The 16,305-nt window shown below is 38.9% G+C and carries 11 protein-coding genes; 3 read left to right on the forward strand and 8 right to left on the reverse strand.

Features of this window, described 5'->3' with window-relative positions; translation table 11 throughout:
• Positions 1 to 736 precede the first annotated feature (736 nt).
• From H5968_RS10925 to H5968_RS10935, 3 genes are all read left to right on the forward strand, one after another.
• On the forward strand, positions 737 to 1,399 hold the full coding sequence (locus H5968_RS10925) for a DUF4255 domain-containing protein (protein WP_255427107.1): 663 nt from the start codon (positions 737 to 739) through the stop codon (positions 1,397 to 1,399).
• Entirely contained in the window at positions 1,396 to 3,396 is a 2,001-nt protein-coding gene (locus H5968_RS10930) for an ATP-binding protein (protein WP_187039974.1), read from the forward strand. The genes H5968_RS10925 and H5968_RS10930 overlap by 4 nt, the downstream gene beginning before the upstream one ends.
• Positions 3,397 to 3,930: 534 nt before the next feature.
• Positions 3,931 to 5,211, forward strand: a complete 1,281-nt coding sequence (locus H5968_RS10935; RefSeq protein WP_187039975.1) for a hypothetical protein — start codon at positions 3,931 to 3,933, stop codon at positions 5,209 to 5,211.
• A gap of 246 nt (positions 5,212 to 5,457) precedes the next feature.
• Here H5968_RS10935 and H5968_RS10940 read toward each other — a convergent pair whose 3' ends face one another.
• The 8 genes from H5968_RS10940 to H5968_RS10975 all read right to left on the reverse strand — a co-directional run.
• Positions 5,458 to 6,657: a DUF4159 domain-containing protein gene (locus tag H5968_RS10940; RefSeq protein ID WP_187039976.1), complete on the reverse strand. Its 1,200-nt coding sequence runs from the start codon at positions 6,655 to 6,657 to the stop codon at positions 5,458 to 5,460.
• A gap of 54 nt (positions 6,658 to 6,711) precedes the next feature.
• Positions 6,712 to 7,746 (reverse strand): phage tail protein, encoded by a 1,035-nt coding sequence (locus H5968_RS10945; protein WP_187039977.1) that lies wholly within the window; start codon positions 7,744 to 7,746, stop codon positions 6,712 to 6,714.
• 26 nt (positions 7,747 to 7,772) lie between these two features.
• Positions 7,773 to 9,971, reverse strand: a complete 2,199-nt coding sequence (locus H5968_RS10950; protein ID WP_187039978.1) for a putative baseplate assembly protein — start codon at positions 9,969 to 9,971, stop codon at positions 7,773 to 7,775.
• Positions 9,972 to 10,070: 99 nt separating this feature from the next.
• A complete protein-coding gene (locus H5968_RS10955) occupies positions 10,071 to 10,484 on the reverse strand; it encodes a GPW/gp25 family protein (RefSeq protein WP_187039979.1) in 414 nt (137 codons plus the stop codon).
• Between the two features lie 241 nt (positions 10,485 to 10,725).
• Complete coding sequence (locus tag H5968_RS10960) at positions 10,726 to 11,238, reverse strand: PAAR domain-containing protein (protein ID WP_187039980.1); 513 nt, start codon at positions 11,236 to 11,238, stop codon at positions 10,726 to 10,728.
• Between the two features lie 138 nt (positions 11,239 to 11,376).
• On the reverse strand, positions 11,377 to 13,167 hold the full coding sequence (locus H5968_RS10965) for a VgrG-related protein (RefSeq protein WP_187039981.1): 1,791 nt from the start codon (positions 13,165 to 13,167) through the stop codon (positions 11,377 to 11,379).
• A gap of 140 nt (positions 13,168 to 13,307) precedes the next feature.
• Positions 13,308 to 13,820, reverse strand: a complete 513-nt coding sequence (locus H5968_RS10970; RefSeq protein ID WP_187039982.1) for a hypothetical protein — start codon at positions 13,818 to 13,820, stop codon at positions 13,308 to 13,310.
• Positions 13,821 to 13,988: 168 nt separating this feature from the next.
• A partial coding sequence (locus H5968_RS10975) for a hypothetical protein (protein WP_187039983.1) occupies positions 13,989 to 16,305 on the reverse strand: 2,317 nt, incomplete at its 5' end.

Here is a 16,305-nt window from a genome sequence, read left to right on the forward strand (position 1 = left end):
GGATGGGCATCCTGCCCGTCCTTGATAATTAGCTTTTCGTCCCGCACCACCAGAAATTTTTGGATGTTAGCACCAATATAGGGTTTACTGAGGCTTATACTAACTCATCAACAAACAAGACAACGTAGAATTCGCTATCCTATCGTTAAAAAGCGTACTTCACCTTCACGTAAAGCCCAGCCAAAAACTGATTGATTTCTCATTTTTTGAATTTTTTACTTTGCTTTTTTTCAACTCAGCTTTCCTGAGTCATTTTGTGTTTTTAGTCTAAAGTTCAGTCATTACCTACGTCAAGCCAAATTTTTAGTTTTCATAGGAACTTTTCATGATTACAACATCTTCTCAGAGGGTTGTAAGTAAGTCGGCATGAAAAAACCGATGTACGTAAAGAAATGTAAAACTGCTTAAAATCTCTTTCTTCCTAACTCCTACCTCTTACTTTGTCATAAGGACAGTCTTTAACGCCTACCTACTGAAATATTCAGCATTCAGCCATTAGCTAATGGCACACTATGCGTTAGTGAAGCTTTCGCTTTAGCATACAGCAATACCAGTCTGTGAATGTCTCTTGTGGAATTAGGTAAAATACGGATTTGATATTATTTGCAAGTACAAGTATAAACTTCTTATAAAATTTATGTTATTGATACTATGCTGAATGTTAAAGTTTTAGCACAAAGCCTGAAAAATATTTGGTGAGGTGTATAGTGATCAACTTGTGCTGGTGCTGTGAGGAATGATGATGAGTAACGCGCTCTCTATAGTTGCTGTCACCGCAGTGCTGAAAGACTTACTGGAAAATGGGCTAGTCAGTGATTCAATTACTGCTAGTGTTGGTGATGTGCTGGTTACTGCCATACCACCGGATTTAATTAAAGTGGGAAGTGATGAGCGGGCGCAACTCAATTTGTTTCTTTATCAAGTTACCCAGAATCGCAATGTTGATTGGATATCTCAGGAATTTCGTACTAGACACTCTAGTATTAATAGTATAAATAAAAGTCCGCGTTATGTAAATCCACCACTGGCTTTAAACTTACACTACCTATTAACCGCTTATGGTGCTAAGGATTTTCAGGCAGAATTGCTACTGGGTTATGCGATGCAATTATTACACAGAACAACTGTTATTTCCTCAGAATTGATTGGAAATGCATTAAAAACCGCAGCTACAAGTAACAGCACAAGTCTGATTTCGCAAGCTTTGGCTGGGGTATCTGTATCTGCTCTGGTGGAACAACTGGGACAGATTAAACTTTCTCCTGAATTTTTGAATATGGAAGACAGTTCTAAGATATGGTCAGCTTTACAAACCCACTATCGACCGTCAATTAGTTATCAAGCTTCGATGGTATTAATTGAGAGCAGTAACGCAAATCAATCTGAGGCTGTGCAATGAAAGCAACAAAAATCAGTCACAATTGGCAACAGTGGTATGAAGGTAACGAATCTTACTTATTAGCGGCCTTGGGGATGGTGCGTGGTGCGATAGAAGCATCTGCTCAAAAAACACAGCCATCTGAACCTAGAGAACAACAGCAGTTGGGAGAACAAGCGTTACAAGCTGCTAGGGCGGGAATGTCAGCACCACCAGCACTAGAGCAGATATGTAAATTGTTTGGTCTGACTAGCTTTGAGAGGGATATACTGCTGATGTGCGCCTGTATGGAGTTTTATGGAGACTTTGCAGCTGTCTGTGCTTTAGCTCAAGGAGACTCACAGCGAGTTTATCCTACTTTGAGTTTGGCTTTAGCAACATTACCAAATTCCCATTGGGATGCGATCGCCCCTGATAGTAAATTACGATATTGGCGGTTAATTGAGTTAGGTGAAGGTAGAGCGTTAACTCTTAGTCCTCTGCGAATTGATGAAAGAATTTTACACTATCTTATCGGTACACAATACCTGGATGAAAGATTGGCGGGAATTGTTGAACCTTTACCAGAGGCAGGAGAATTAGTCGCTTCACAGCAACAAATCGCCGAACAAATAGCAGCCGTCTGGATGCAAGCATCTCAAAAAGAAAAGTTACCAATTTTACAGTTATGTGGCATTGAACCTACTAGCAAACGAGCGATCGCTGCCACAGTCTGTAAAATGCTAGGAATGACAATACATATCATGTCTGCTCAAGTTATTCCTTCTGCTCCAATGGAGATGGAAACTTTGTTGCGGTTGTGGGAAAGAGAGGCTATTCTCAGTCAAAGTGCTTTATTGATTGACTGTGATAAAGTTGACATTACAGAAGGCGATCGCACTCATCATATCGGACGTTTTCTAGAACGGATTAATGGTTTTGTGTTGGTGACAAGTCGGGAACGAATGGCAATACAGCAACGCCCAGTAGTCAGTTTTGATGTTCACAAACCCACCACCGAAGAACAAACCATACTCTGGCAAAAAACCCTATCCCATCTAGAACCGCAATTAAACGGACAAGTCAAAAAATTAGTAGCACAATTTAACCTTAGTCCTACCACCATTCGCGCTGCTTATGCAGAAGCGTCCGGAAAATTAGCCCAGGAGCAAGAAAAAGATATCAGCAGGATTTTATGGGATGCTTGCCGCAAACAAGCCCGCCCCCGGTTAGATGAACTAGCACAGCGTATTCCCCCCAGTGCCAGATGGGAAGATTTAGTATTACCTCCAGCCCAAGCCGAAATGTTAAGAGAAATAGCGGCTCACGTCCGTCAACGAGCTACAGTATATCAAACCTGGGGATTTGCAGCTAAAAATACTCGCGGTTTAGGGATTAGTGCCTTATTTTTTGGGGGTAGTGGTACAGGAAAAACCCTAGCAGCGGAAGTATTGGCTCATGAATTACACTTAGATTTATATCGTATTGATTTATCATCAGTTGTCAGTAAATATATAGGGGAAACAGAGAAAAATCTGCGGCGGGTATTTGATGCAGCAGAAGAAGGGGGAGTGATCCTATTATTTGATGAAGCGGATGCTTTGTTTGGTAAACGTAGCGAAGTTAAAGATAGCCATGATCGCCATGCCAACATAGAAGTTAGCTATTTGCTGCAACGGATGGAAAGTTATCCAGGGTTAGCAATTCTAACCACAAACCTGAAAAATTCTCTAGATACAGCTTTTCAAAGACGAATTCGGTTTGCAATTCAATTTCCTTTTCCAGATGCAGTGCAACGTGCGGAAATTTGGCGACGGGTTTACCCAAAAAGTACACCAACTCATGATTTAGATGCCAAGAAATTAGCGCAGTTAAGTGTGACTGGGGGCAATATTCGTAATATAGCCTTAAATGCCGCTTTTTTGGCGGCTGATGCGGGTGAGCCAGTGCAGATGAAACATTTATTACGAGCAGCGCGGACAGAATACGCTAAGTTAGAGAAATCTTTAACAGAGGTAGAAATTGGTGGTTGGGTTTGAGGAGAGAAAATTACACTTAGGTCGAAAGCGATCGCACCTTTGCCCGTAAGAAAACAGCCACATCAACTTTTTACCATTCGTCCCTTGTCTCACCCACAACTCCGACGCTGGCAAATCCAGTGCGGGGCTTTGGTTTGACAACAAATAATGTCATGCAAACAGCAACTGAAGTATCAACTCAACAGCAACCAGAACAGTCTGAACAACAAGCCATCAACGAACAGCCCATTACTCACGACAAAAAATAATTAATAATCAAATAAATAAACTAGAATCTACCTTGCTGAATCAAGAAATCAAAGAAGATATAAAAAAAATATTGATGATTTTTTAAAGAGTTGAGAATGATCAAGGAACGGGAATAAATAATGTCAGGTGAACAGTGCGATCGCCTATCTGTTGTAGGAGGTGTTACTGCGATCGCCAGCTATTCCATCTCAACCCCAAAAACTAGACTAAAGTCGAAACTGTCATACCTGTAGCTAAGTGAGATAATATTTAATTGATTACCTATGTCAATCTGTGAGGTGAGCGATGAAACAAAGGTTGCAAATTTCCAAAAAAGCTGACTCCTTGGCTATCCAGTCAGAAGAAACTCAGTTTCAGTCACGCCCATCTACTAACAAAACTCAACAGCACACAAATAAAACCCTGTCACAAACAGACATTGAAAATCAAGAATTTCAACAAAATCAAATAGAAGCGACAAAATTACAACTGCAAGCTAAACATGGCACCATCACCCCAGAAGGACAAACACAACTGACCCTGTTACAAGCCAAAATGAATGATGTGTTATATAGTCGCGTTCAACAAGGGTATGGTTTTGGTCACAACCTGGGACAAATAGCTTTTCGTCATCCTGAAAAAATATCATCTTCTGGTTCACCATCACTGGTACAGGCAAAGTTAAATATTAGTCAACCAGGAGACCAATATGAACAAGAAGCAGATACAGTTGCCTCGAATGTAGTTAATCAAATTAATCAAGATACCATCCAAAAACAGCAAACTTCACAGACTGCAACTAGCCAAAATGAAGCTGGCAATGTGGCAACAGCAGATAACAGCGCCGCTAATCCCAAACAACAGTTTTTGAATAATCATGTAGTAGGGAAGGAATTAGTTAAAGGCATAGATGAAAATTCACCACAGGAAAAAATCCTAGAACAATTGTTGAATAATTTCAAAAACATATCATTTAAATACACAATGACTTATAAACAGGGGACAACTCTGTTAACAGGAACAAGAGAAGGAGATTGTAGAACCTTAGCTGAAGCATTTCAAACAGTAGCGCAAGAATATTTTGGTATTCCAAATGTGACGATTGAACAAATTAAGAAACCCTGTTTAAGTGAAGCGGACGAAACTGTTTACCAAGGCAGAAAGCGCAATTGTGATCATGGTAAGAGGTGGTTCTTCCAAAATCATTATTGGGCTAGTTGGAATGGCAAAATTTATGATGTCTTATTCCTAAGTAATAAACCCCTCCAAGTAGACATGGCAAGGCAAGAAAACCCGCTAAAATCAATGTTGATGCCTGAAGGTGAATATTACGAGACAGAAAAAGGCAAGGTTGTATATCCCCGTGGTAATGAATATTTAACTGTCGAACTGAGTATGTTTGAGAAGTTGAAAAACCTTGTGAAAAGTCTAAGTAGTTTAATGTCTAGAAATTTGGATTCTATCACTAATAGAATTAGGGATTTATTGACTAGAGGTGGTAATAATAATAGTGATTTTGAATCACTGATTACAGAAGTACAGAAGAACAGGACTAGCGTAGTGACACAAAATAATCAAAATCAATGATTTCATAAGCTGTTACATCCTAATATTCTGGAGTATTATGGAACAGGCAAGATGGCTGTTCCACTTGTAGGATTTACCAAAAAGGGTGAGGTGCAGAGTTTTTGGGTCTTAGAGGATGTTTTAAAAGTAGTATTCCGTAACTTTTATCACATTGTTACTTCCCACGTAGAGGTGGCATCAAAAAGTTATCTGTGAAGACTAGGGAAAAGGGAACAGAATACAAAATACCATCGATCCCTCTCAAAACTACCACTTTCCTGAACTGTCCTCTTGTTGCAAACCTATCAACTTTCTTCTTTGACAAGCATAGTTAAGTATATTAATTCCTAATTCCTGGGCTGTGCGAATAGTTAACCGGGGTAAATTAAATTCTCTATCTATTCCCCATGCAGATGCTAAATCACCAACTACTAAAATTATTCCCCCACCTAAGAATAATTGAATTAACTGTTGATTGATGATCGGTAAAGCCGCAAATAAAAAAGGTTTTGTCCTTAAAGGGTGACTTCTTCGTAACTCTGTTAATGGTCTTAAAGGACTTTCTAATTGTTGTGCTAAGGCCTGGATACTTTCAATTAAAGCATTAGCATCTAAAGGGGCATCAATTAACAATGTGCCACCTAAATTTAAATAATTCCTTAGTGATTCTAACTCAACATTATTCAAAGATAGTGACTCTCTACCTGTAAGATAAAGTAAATCATATTCTTGGATATTTTCTGATAGGGAAACGTCACTAGGTTCATCAGCACCGCGCAAATTTGGGTATAAAGGTTCTACGGATTGCAGTAAATAAGCAAGGTTGAAAAAATTGCGGGCATATTCACCATCACTATGAGAAACTTGTGCTATTCTCACTAAGGCTTGAGGACGTGCCTGGGCATGACGACGATAACGTAAATCAATATTATTATAACCAGGATAAAAAGCATCCGCTGGCTGACTAATTGAATTTTGTCCTGGTTCTAAAAGTATGCGACAAATTTCTATTTCGGAAACATCTGGTGTAGAGTTTCTTTGATCAATACGATAGGTTTCTTGGACAACATCTCTTTGCTGTCCACGCCGTAATTCATTAGGATCTACATAGCTGACTACTAAGTAAATCATCAGCGGTTCAGAAGTAGCTACTTCTAAATCAATGGGAAAGTCATAAGATGTAGGTACAACTATCAAATTGCCATTCATATCAATAGCAATTCCTGGTTGAATTTGTACCCAACGTCCATCTCGATATTTAGCTTCTACTTGACGGGGTGCAGGAATTGGCCGCACACCTAAACCACAAACAATTCCTGGTTGATTTAAACTTTGATAGTGGGTATTTTGACGCAGACGATGATATTCATGAGCTTTACTCCAACGTTCTGCATTAATCAGTAAACCATCAGTTGGTTGTAACCTTTCTAAAGGTTGGATGTGTGGAGGTGGAAAAGGATGAGTCATTTGATTTTGGATTTTGGATTTTGGATTAACAAAAAACAAATGGAATTTAGATATTCAATTACTAAAATTTCCTATCACTAAATCATAAGTACAAAAAGCGGGTTTTTCTTGCTCAATTATTCGGCGAATTAATTGTTCATTGAGGTTCATATTCCGGTGATGGGGGCGCAAACAAACTAGAAAATGAAATGGTTCACCACCTGCTAAAACTGCACTACCTAATTGTGCTGTACCCAAAACAAAACTTGGTCCGAAGGGTTCGGTAATACTAATATGTTTATCAGTTTCATTAGGTATGTCCTCATCTAAAGGTAAACCTGTATAAAGATGTAAATATAACCGCAAACCTTTACGAGTTCCTCGCCAACGATAAAGCTCAACTGCACGACGAATTAAACGCCGTTGTTGATGTAAATTCCAGACTGAATCTACTTCCCAAGCCACCCAGTGAGCTAAAAATGGTAATAGTGCTTTTGGTGCTGTTAAGGGGTCAAGATTTGCCCATAAGACGTTAAAACTATCAATGGCTGGTTGATAAGCCTGTTCAAATATTTTCATGAAGCGACCAATCAAGTCTACTTCCCGATATAAAACAGGTAAAAATTCCATGTAGGAACTGTAGGGACGAACATATAAATCAAAGTAATCGCTGTGTTGAATTTGTTCTCTCTCTGTTCCTGAGTCAATATTAATAACAACTAAGCTGCGAAAATTCAGATTTAATTTATCTTGTTGTCCGGGAACAATTGCCTGTTGATCTTCAAAAAAGCTGGCAGGAACAGAAAAATAAAGTACAGCATCCATTTGTCCCCGTGGGGGAATTTCACTGCCTTCTGTGCCACCTATTTGACACCAATCAGCAGGAAAGTTACCTTCAACTTTTAAACTTACCCTCACAGGCCGTTGTTCTAAGTTCTGTACTTGCACAACCATTTCGCTGGGTTCTCCTGGATGCAAGACTAAACTCTGTGCTGCTGCATCCATGCTTTCTGTCCCTGCAAATGTTAAACCTGCTCCTGGTACTGCTTCAGGAATTTGCATTGGGGTTAAGTGAATGCGAATAGCAGGACTGGAACGACTTTGCACCATAAAATCTTTCCTTAAAGTTTGTTGATTTAAAGATTACTGATTTGGATATCATGCCCAGAACGCAGGTTATTATCAGCCCAAGAACAGATTAAACCTTGTGCGCCGGGATCTATTACTTGTTCTGGGGAAGATTGCCGCCTCCATGTATCTCCTTCTTTGCGGATAGCAAATAGCAAGACTCGCCCTAAATAACGGACACCGGGGGTTTGCTGCATTAAGGCGATAATATCTGAGGTGTAAACTGGTCTTCCAAAAGGCCAACCTTTGCCTTCTAAGCCTCCAGTTAAGGGGTTGAGATATTTATACAGGGATACTCTCAGATGACGAAGGATTTCTGCTCTGGCTAGAGGGTTGTTATAGGCAGGTTCTAAAATTACCTCTGTTTGTACAGAAACACCTACGTATTGTGGTTCTTGCAGTTGGATTTGTACACCTAATAATTTTCTCTCATCCAAGTATTGCAGAATTTGTTCTTGTAGTGCGGGACTCAGAGCAAATTGTTGTGGTGCAATACCTTCGCCAAATTCAATTCCGTCTGTATTGGCATAGGGAACAATCAGTAAACCTACTGTACCTGCTTGTCTGGTAGCATTGGCTGGTAAACACCGCACCCTGGCGATCGCTCCTGCTCCTGCTTGTTGTGTTAAAACTTCAAAATCTTCTGCTGTGACTGCTCGATCACGGGTACGCAGGATGCGCGGCGCTCTGATGACTGCTTGTTCTAGAGATTCCCCATCTGCACCATTAATGGCTGGCGGATAATTTATGACACTACCCACATAGGGAAATGCGGACTTTAAAAATTGGAGTGCGCCACTTTTGACGTTACCTTCTCTACCACCTCCTGTGCGATAAGTCAGCATTCTGATTTCTGCACCCCGTGGCGGTACGGCTCCATATTGATGTTCTTGGGCGTTATCAATATCACTGAATTGTACAACGGTGTCTTCTGTGCTGGATTGTTGAATGCGCGATCGCTGTTTTGTTTGGCGTTTGAGTTGTCCTGGTTCTCGAATCAATGGACCAAACTGCACAGCACCAGTAATAGAATCAATGGTGTAATGGCGGTCTTGGGGTCCAGAATCAGCGAAATCTCTCACTTCCTGCCAAGTTTGGGGTAAACCGCCAGGGGGAGTGACAACAATATACTCATTTTCTCGACGTTCTAACACTGGTGTCATGAGTAATTGAAAACTTTGCCCTGGTTTACCGTTACTTATACCCAAGCGTTCATCTTGAACTAGGGTACTATGGGTAGCTCTAACAGTACCACCTATAGACCGCACTCCTAACCCAGTGATTTGCGGTGGACGATTATAAACCCCTTGATTGCTACCTGGTGTAGTATACCGACAGCGTAGCCAGCGTCCACGATACACGGTAAAAGTCGTTACAGGCCAAGTTTGGGGTAAATGCAGCCGCACATCAGCACCTTGGGCAGCATTACTACCTTGTTGTTCAATTTCGTAAAAACTGAAACCTCTGGTATGGTCGTCTGTTTCTTTGAATAACACTGGTTGCCAATTTTCCCCATCCCAAGCTTCCCAGTATCGGGGCGGTTGATTGGGATCAATTCCTGTCGGTGTGGCTGCTGCTCCCTGGAAAGTAATTTCTAACACATTACCATCCAAAGCTGCATCACCATTAATTACTAAATAAAAACAGTTTCCCGGTTGGGGTTGTTCGTTAAATATAGCTTGTTCATTACCAGTCCAGAAACCGTTGTTTTGACGAGTCCAGGAGTTTACCAGTCTTTCTCGCAGAGATTGGGGGGTGTCTTCTGTCGTTTGGGCTGTTAAAAAATGCTGAATGTAGGGTTTACCAATAATTAAAGGTGAATCTGTACTAAAGGTAATAGCTGGTGTAGTTTCAGTGCGTACCGTGGAAACTTCCAGACCTGCGGGAATGGTGTATGCTTGAGGTAGATCAGAACTTAAATAAAAAGTTAATTCTGTATGGGCTGGGGCTGGTGGTTGCAGCCGAATACCTAATAATTCTAAAAAAGCGACATAATTTTTACGTGGGACTTGGTTAAACCTGAGTAACATTTGGTCAGTTAACCAAGCAAATACTTCTATCAGCGTAATCCCTGGATCGCTCAAATTGTGGTCTGTCCATTCGGGACAGTAGCGCGGGATACGCATGAGACTTTCTTCCACCAAGTCATCAAAGGTGCGATCGTCTAAGTTAGAAGTAGGTAATTGTGGTAAAAAGTCAAATTTCATATCATGTCTATTTGAATAGTTATCATATCTGTTTGGATGGGGAACAGGGAACAGGGAACAAGAGAATTATTAGTAATTAACAGGGCTTAATATTACAAGTTACTCCCCAGCAGCCAGCAAATAGAATGGATAAACAAAGCTCTGAATATCAGCATAATCCTTGAGCCGATAGTTGATAATGATCTCTACTTTGCCCAGCACAGGGTCAGGTTCGGTCAACACCTCATCTACAATAATTCTGGGTTCCCAAACTTCCAAAGCTTCTAAAACATAGAGACGTATTCGCAGTAAAGTATCAGTATTCAATGGCGCAAAGGCCAACTCTGACAAGCGCGAACCGAAATTAGGCCGATAAACTCGTTCACCCACCCCTGTACGAAGGATAATCCAGATAGACTCTTTAACTTTTTGAGCGTCACTGCTGAGTTTTATTCCCCCTTGCAAGTTCAACTGCAACGGGAAAGCCCAACCAGTACCTAAATAATCTCTTTCGTTTTGTTGGCTATAGACCATAACTGTCAGAATCAGGTGGTTATCGAGTTTGGACTACGCTCAACTACCGCGACTTGTACTGAGTGGTTAGTGAGCGTAGTCGAACTATGTCGAAGTAAGTCGAGATAATATCCAGGATTTCAGGATTTATTAGATCTTTAATTCTCTAAGATACCGACATTACAGGTATAAGCCTATTCGCCAAAAGTCGAGTAATTCATTGGGAATTGGGAATTGGGAATTGGGAATTGGGAATAGATAATTATCCACCGATCAAAACTGTCATCTCTCCTTTGACAATTTTATTAGTCGGACCCAATGCTTCTAGAATGGTATCGCCCATACGACAGGCGGGTAAACCATTGATTAATACTGTTTTACTACCATCAATAACTACACCTGGTCCGTGGGGTGGTATGGGTAAGGGTGTAGCACATTGATGAATATCTGCCATTCCCGGAGGTGAGGATGCAGCAGCAGCGGAAATCATGCTACTCATTGTCGCCGAGGCGGTGGCTTTGGCAGCTTGTTCAGCAGCTAGGGCCGCTGGTGCGCCTGGTGTACCTGCTGCGGCTTTGGTGGCAGCTTCAGCGGCTTGGATGGCTGTATCGCTTGCTTGTTTGGCAGACTGTAAAGCGGCAACTGCGGCCGCTGGTATCCCCCTCCATGCTGGTAAGTTGCCTATCAGTACATTAGGGCTACCGGGTCCGCCTGTTAATACTGGGGGTAAGGGATGGGCTACGTTATCGGTAATTCGGGCTGCTGGTTTGGACATAATTAGAGTTAGGAGTCAGGAGTCAGGAGTCAGGAGTCAGGAGAATAGAATTACACAAAATATCTCTAAAACTCTTATTTCTCTGTGATCTCTGTGCCTCTGTGGTTCGTTATTCCGTGACTTGTGCATAAGTCATTATTAATTTAATTTAATTAATGAACCTTTGACAGTTATTACGCCATTAGCTTTAATGTCAAGATTTCCCTGGGCTTCTATTGACATATTGCCTGTTGACTTAATAGTAACTGATTTACTAGCGTCACTCATTTTAATGCTATGCTTCCCAGAGGTTTCTATTGAAATTGTTTTACCTCTGTCATCCATTTTAATAGTATGACCGCCTTTTGTTTTAATCTCAATAAATTGTTCACTATCATTGAGATAAATTTTGTGTCCTTTTGTGGTTTCTAAACGAATACCTGTTTTACTTCCTCCTTTATCTTCTTCTACAAATTGCATGGTGTGTCCTGTGCGGGTTTTAAAAGTACGTAATCGCACACCTTTAACAACTGAATCATCTACTTTTTCTGGTGGTGCATCTTTTCCATTCCACACATTACCAATAATGTAAGGACGGTGAATATCTCCATGTTCAAACCCTACTAAAACTTCATCATTTACTTCTGGTAAACAATCAAAACCTCGATTGGGTCCTGCACCCGCAGTTACAACTCTAGCCCAGTGACTTTCATGTTCTTCACTGAGTGTAGGAAACTTTACTTTTACTCTTCCCCAACCTTTGGGATCTTTATTATTGGTGACTATTCCTATGAGAAAAGTTTGTCCTGGTTGTAGGTGTATTTGTGTTGATAAAGTAGAAAATAAGTTACCTGATCGTAACCCCCGCACACTAAAATTTGTGGTGTAGACTCTTTGATTATAAAAGTGGCGTGTTTCGGTGACATAATATTTTCCACTATAGCGATCGCCCATATCTTGAATATTTATCACTCTCCCTGGTCTAATTTTGGGATTTCCATAAGCTTGAGCATCTGCATAAACAAATTCTCCCCCCAGTTCATCACACAAAGCTTGAGCCATTTTTTTAGCTTCGTTTTCTGTAGCAACTGGTTGATCTACAACGATCATTTTTGGGTTGGATGGTTTACCTTTGAATGCTGTACTTGTTTTGCTTCCTTTGCCATTTCCTGTTTCTGTAATTACTTTTTCTGCTGTTACTTCTGAGGTAATTAATTTCTTTTGGGTAAAGTCCCAACTTCTCACTTCTACAGCTTTCACTTGTTCTACATTGGTAACACGCACACTAAATTTACTAATTTCATTTAACCATTTCAGGTTTAAAGATTCCTGACTTTCTGGTTGACAAAAGTTTAATTTTCCATCCTGAATAAATAATTCATAACCTATCCGCGCCGCCCTTTCTCTCAAAAATTCCATGTTAGTTTGGTTTTCTTGAAACACATATTCATGGTTTACGCCACTAGAATCTATTTTACCTGGTGAAATTCCCGTTTCTCCTATAATTTGTTTGACTATATCGCTATCCATTTGATTCAAGAAAGAACGATTATAACGCCCTCTATGCAACCGATGGGAAACATCATAACCACGAATAATAATGGGTGCTTCGGTTTTTTCATTAAAGTGAACTTCTATTCCTGTCACTTCCCCTTCAATTAAATTCTGTTCGTCTTTTTTCTTAAAATTACTATCTTGGGTAGTGCTAGAAATAAACCCAATTTTGATTTGTGTGCCAATTTTAAATAGCTTTTCGTGTCTCCATTCTTGGTATTCTGCACGTTCAACTGTACTCAGATAACTATTATGTATTACCAGGGTAAACATTGCTGGTAAATGCAGACTCTCTTCTACGGTAATTTCTAATAAATCTTTCATTAATTCCGGTGAAGCGTCTTGTCCTTCTATTTGAATTTTCGGTTCACTTAAATACAGGCTTTTGTCTGGCATAGGATTTTAGTTTTTATTTCATGAGATAAAATGTATATCAATAATTTGGTTAACTATTGATGAATTAGTAATCATTAAACACAGATGAACGCAGATAAACACAGATGATTTTGGATTTTATTAGCCTAGAAAATGCTATATTAAATCCGCGGGTCTGGGTGTCTTTCTGCACCTTGAGATGCTGATTCTCTACCTCCTGGCATATTATTTTTATCGACTTCTTGTAAGGATATATCTACTATTGCCCTTACTGGTGTACCGTCATTCAAAAACATATTTAAGGTGTAAGTTAAACTGGTCATGACACAATAAAAATATTCGCTTCCCCAAGTTAATATGTAAACAGGTGGACGTTTATCTGGTGAACCATTAATAGTTTCTACTCCTTTTTTGATGTTATCTATATACTCTTTCATTACTGATTTTTTGGTTTCATAGGTATCGAATATTAACTGTTTTAAGGTAAATTTATAAGGTTCAACACCGGAAAAGTTAACTTTAGGAAGTAAGGTAGTACCTCTATTTCCTTGCTGACTTGACCAATTTACTGTTCTAGAAAAACTAATATCTGCGGGATTAAACATTAATTCAATGTCTGGTGCTTCTCCGTTATAAGCTACGAGTTTTGCTTTTACCAGTTTTTGATTTGCCATTTTATTTTTCCTCCTTAATACAGCAGTTTATTTTTAATCCAAAATCTAAAATCTATAGGAATTACGCACAAGTCACAAAAGAATGAACCACGAAGGGACGAAGGACACGAAGGAAAGAAAGTTTTAGAGAGATTTTGCGTAAGTCCTGAGCTAAAATCTAAAATAGAATTACCAAGGTAGACGACCTACATATTTTCCTTGACGTTCTCTTTCTATTTCTATTCTTTGTCTTAATCTGTAATAAATTTCTTGAGCTAAAGCTTCAAGTTTTGCATTATCATCTTTATTATTTTCATTACTTTCATTTTCTTCTGTTGGTAAGGATGTGTATGGGTTTTGTATCGTCTCTGTTATCGGTGTGATATCCCTTGATATATCCGGTGCTGTAACTTCTCCTCCATTTGCAAAACCTTGAGGTGTAGAAAGACGTTTGGTGAAAATATGTGATGCTTGTGATGTGTCTGATGATGCAACTTGAGAAAATGGTGCATTTTGCCAGTTACTCTCTCTACTATTAAAGTTATAATTATTGAATTGATTACTACTACTATTTAATAGTTCTTCAATACTTGTCCATTCAGATGGTGTTTGTGTGTTGGTATTTGAATTATTCTTACGGAAAATTAAAGCAGGTGATGAATAATTGGTGGTTGATTCTGTGTAAGTGTTAGTTGTATTTTCCACTGAATTTATTTGTGTATTAAGTTGTGGATTAATTTGTAGAGAGTTCATTCTGGAAAGTCTTTGTTTCCCAATTTCCACACCCAAGGAAGGAGAATTTAAAGCAGTCGGTTCTTCTTGTTCAGCTTCTTTGCGTTGCAATGTATTATCTTGCAAAGAATCTACTTTAGTCGTAGAGTCTGAAAAGTTGGTTTGTTCAGGCGTTTTGCTATTAGTTACATCTAATTTAGGCGAGATTATTTCTTCTGGTGAACCGCCAGTATTAATATGTTTAAGTATGTGGATATTTTTCTGTGCATCTTTAGCGTTGATGACAAATTCTCCTGGTGTCAGCATTGCAGGTACTGTATCAGAAGGTGCTACTGGTTGATGATTTTCCACTGCGGTTGTGGTGACTTGGCCACCAGTAGCATAACCTTTAGGTGCTGGTAAAGCTGATAAATTATTTAAGACGGTATTTGCTTCAATGTCAATGTTAGAATTTTTGTCTTCATTGTCTTGAGGAGTTGAATTTTCTGATATATCTGATATATCTGAGTGATTGACAAAAGGTGATAAATCAAGGTTTTCAAATGCCAAAATTGACTCTGATATTGATTCTGATGCGGTTATTTGTTCCTTGTCAATGTTATTTCTCAAAATCGGCAAATTATCTGTATTTTTTGGCAATGATATATTAGATATATTAGATATATCAGTATTCTCTGGTTTAATTATAGCTGCATCTGGTGTATAAAGTTCTTCAGATTTTGGTGATATGGTTTTGGAAGTAACAGGAGTAATTTCTGTGTTCTCTTCTGTGATGAATTCTGTAATTTCCGATGTTTGATTTTCTGAGGTAATTTGATTATTTGCTTCAGAAGAATTTAATTGAATATCTGGTGATATGGTTTTGGAAGTAATAGGAGTAATTTCTGTGTTCTCTTCTGTGATGAATTCTGTAATTTCCGATGTTTGATTTTCTGAGGTAATTTGATTATTTGCTTCAGAAGAATTTAATTGAATATCTGGTGATATGGTTTTGGAAGTAATAGGAGTAATTTCTGTGTTCTCTTCTGTGATGAATTCTGTAATTTCCGATGTTTGATTTTCTGAGGTAATTTGATTATTTGCTTCAGAAGAATTTAATTGAATATCTGGTGATATGGTTTTGGAAGTAATAGGAGTAATTTCTGTGTTCTCTTCTGTGATGAATTCTGTAATTTCCGATGTTTGATTTTCTGAGGTAATTTGATTATTTGCTTCAGAAGAATTTAATTGAATATCTGGTGATATGGTTTTGGAAGTAATAGGAGTAATTTCTGTGTTCTCTTCTGTGATGAATTCTGTAATTTCCGATGTTTGATTTTCTGAGGTAATTTGATTATTTGCTTCAGAAGAATTTAATTGAATATCTGGTGATATGGTTTTGGAAGTAATAGGAGTAATTTCTGTGTTCTCTTCTGTGATGAATTCTGTAATTTCCGATGTTTGATTTTCTGAGGTAATTTGATTATTTGCTTCAGAAGAATTTAATTGAATATCTGGTGATATGGTTTTGGAAGTAATAGGAGTAATTTCTGTGTTCTCTTCTGTGATGAATTCTGTAATTTCCGATGTTTGATTTTCTGGGGTAATTTGATTTTTTGCTTCAGAAGAATTTAATTGAATTTTTGGTGATATGGTTTTGGAAGTAACAGGAGTAATTTCTGTGTTCTCTTCTGTGATGAATTCTGTAATTTCCGATGTTTGATTTTCTGAGGTAATTTGATTATTTGCTTCAGAAGAATTTAATTGAATATCTGGTGATATGGTTTTGGGAGTA

Origin of the sequence: Sphaerospermopsis sp. LEGE 00249 (assembly GCF_014299995.1) — a bacterium.
GTDB classification, from domain to species: domain Bacteria; phylum Cyanobacteriota; class Cyanobacteriia; order Cyanobacteriales; family Nostocaceae; genus Sphaerospermopsis; species Sphaerospermopsis kisseleviana.

Excerpts from the sequence above, each read along its gene's own strand:
- H5968_RS10940 (WP_187039976.1), bottom strand. The coding sequence starts at position 6,657 with ATGACTCATCCTTTTCCACCTCCACACATCCAACCTTTAGAAAGGTTA.
- H5968_RS10925 (WP_255427107.1), top strand. The coding sequence starts at position 737 with ATGATGATGAGTAACGCGCTCTCTATAGTTGCTGTCACCGCAGTGCTG.
- H5968_RS10950 (WP_187039978.1), bottom strand. The coding sequence starts at position 9,971 with ATGAAATTTGACTTTTTACCACAATTACCTACTTCTAACTTAGACGAT.
- H5968_RS10945 (WP_187039977.1), bottom strand. The coding sequence starts at position 7,746 with ATGGTGCAAAGTCGTTCCAGTCCTGCTATTCGCATTCACTTAACCCCA.
- H5968_RS10935 (WP_187039975.1), top strand. The coding sequence starts at position 3,931 with ATGAAACAAAGGTTGCAAATTTCCAAAAAAGCTGACTCCTTGGCTATC.
- H5968_RS10970 (WP_187039982.1), bottom strand. The coding sequence starts at position 13,820 with ATGGCAAATCAAAAACTGGTAAAAGCAAAACTCGTAGCTTATAACGGA.
- H5968_RS10965 (WP_187039981.1), bottom strand. The coding sequence starts at position 13,167 with ATGCCAGACAAAAGCCTGTATTTAAGTGAACCGAAAATTCAAATAGAA.
- H5968_RS10960 (WP_187039980.1), bottom strand. The coding sequence starts at position 11,238 with ATGTCCAAACCAGCAGCCCGAATTACCGATAACGTAGCCCATCCCTTA.
- H5968_RS10930 (WP_187039974.1), top strand. The coding sequence starts at position 1,396 with ATGAAAGCAACAAAAATCAGTCACAATTGGCAACAGTGGTATGAAGGT.
- H5968_RS10955 (WP_187039979.1), bottom strand. The coding sequence starts at position 10,484 with ATGGTCTATAGCCAACAAAACGAAAGAGATTATTTAGGTACTGGTTGG.